Below are 2,083 nucleotides of genomic sequence, written 5' to 3' on the forward strand. Positions count from 1 at the left end.
TTGATGCATTTGTTATATGCCGTTGATAAATGGTGAGAAATCGATTTTACAATATTTCAAATAATTACCCTCACCAAAAGGACTTACAGCTAATTCAATAGCTCCATGATCTGTATAAGTATCAAATTGCTGATTAAACTTGGTGATATTATCTTCAATTAGATACGTTTTTTCTATTTCTATTGAGCAATCCCCTGACTGCCCATTAATAAAAATTGCATACATTTTCGATAATTGACTCAGTGTTATTGCACAATGCAGCTCTTCATGTCGGTATAATTGTTCTAAATAATCCCGATAATCCTCTCGACTCTGAGAGTAACTATTGAGTATATTCAAACGCGGAAGTGTATATTTAATTTGAAGATTAAAGTCTTTTATTTCGCAACTGTCATCATCTACATTAAACTTATATTCCCACGCAGTATAGCCGTCAAAATTATTCTTTTTAAGAAAATCTGCTCGTTTGTCAAATGAGTTTTCTACGCTTTCTGGAGTATCTCCTTGCAACTCATACACATCATATGACTTGTTAAAATCAAAGGGCAAAAGTTCCGAAAAAGATAGAGGAGAAACTAATAATAGAATTGCTCCGTATTTCATTGTTTTCATTAAGCCTCCTTAACTTAAAAAAGCATATAACGCCTGCATAACACGTTTGCTATCATGCAGATTAAGCTTGAATTTACCACTTAATGCGGTAAACCCAAAGAAATCTAGAATGCCGAATGTAGCAAATCGTGTTGATGCATTTGTTATAAGCAAATATTACTTAAAGTAAAATCGATCAGCACTACCCTTACCGAAGAATTTTTCATACTCCTGGGCTGCATATGAATCCATCATCCCTGAGATATAATCTGTTACTAATCGAGTTTTACAGTCATTTTGAGATCTTAACTCTGGTGGAAGTAAGATATTATCCTTGTTATATTTTTCATCCGAATAAACTTCAAATAATCCACGAATTATTTGTTCTCCTCGACGTTCATATAATTGAATATCTTTTTTCCGTAAAATTGCTTTAAATAGTAGTTTCTTTAGACCCTCAGCTAGCTTTGCATAGTTCTTATAACCAAGAACACCGTTAACTAGTCCAATATCACCACATAGTCTGTTTACTATTTTAGAAGTAAGCTCCTTTCTCAACACAATTGCATATTCTTCAGAAGTTCCCGTACGATTTGCATTCATTGCTACTTCTTGAGCTTCTCTTTCAATATCACTCATAATTGAATATGCTGATTTAAAGTCATCACTAATCTTAAATTCGTGAACAACCTCTCCTAAAGTTATCATTCCTGAACTTAATGCATCCTCTAAATCGTGTGCTGCATAAGCTATTTCATCAGCTAAATCCATGATTTCAGCATCAATACTTTTTGTCACTTTAATATCATGACGATCAAGCTCATTTTTTAAAAATTCAAAATCACTATCATAAAGAAACTTTTTATTATTTTGCTGCTTATTATAAAAGTACTTTGTTATTGCCATCAAAGTACGAACATTTAAATTTAAGCCAGAATACGCATGGTGTTTTTTTTCTAATGTTCGTAATATACGGAATGCTTGAGCATTACCTTCGTAACCTCCACACCCTGCACTTAAGTCGTTTAAAACGACTTCACCATAATGTCCAAAAGGAGGATTACCAATATCATGTGCTAACGATGCAGTTTCAGTGACTACAGTATGTTGAAGCTCTAAATCATACGCGATTGAACGCGCAATTTGTGCAACCTCTAAACTATGAGTTAAGCGGTTACGGTTGAATTTATTTGCATCAACACCTAATAATTGCATCTTTCCCTGTAAACGACGGAAAGATGAAGAATACAAAACCCTTGCATAATCTCTCATTAAGTCTTGCCTAAATTCTGAGCGTCCATCATCATGTTGATGAATTCTATACTCTAATTTAGATATAACTGATTCTTGATGTTTTGCATACTCGATGACTTCTTTATCATACATATTTTATTATCTCTATTTTAATAGCCAAACTAACTTTTTGCTTATAACGCCTGCATAACACGTTTGCTATGACACAGACTTACCTGAATTTTAACGCCTTAATCAC

2 protein-coding genes are annotated in these 2,083 nt (G+C 33.3%); both read right to left on the reverse strand.

What is annotated here, in order from left to right; genetic code table 11:
• Positions 1–12: 12 nt before the first annotated feature.
• Complete coding sequence (locus A6E06_RS08310; protein WP_065591845.1) at positions 13–612, reverse strand: DUF922 domain-containing protein; 600 nt, start codon at positions 610–612, stop codon at positions 13–15.
• 156 nt (positions 613–768) lie between these two features.
• Complete coding sequence (locus A6E06_RS08315) at positions 769–1,977, reverse strand: deoxyguanosinetriphosphate triphosphohydrolase family protein (RefSeq protein ID WP_065591844.1); 1,209 nt, start codon at positions 1,975–1,977, stop codon at positions 769–771.
• Between the last annotated feature and the right edge of the window lie 106 nt (positions 1,978–2,083).

The organism is Aliivibrio sp. 1S175, assembly GCF_001690985.1.
GTDB lineage: Bacteria > Pseudomonadota > Gammaproteobacteria > Enterobacterales > Vibrionaceae > Aliivibrio.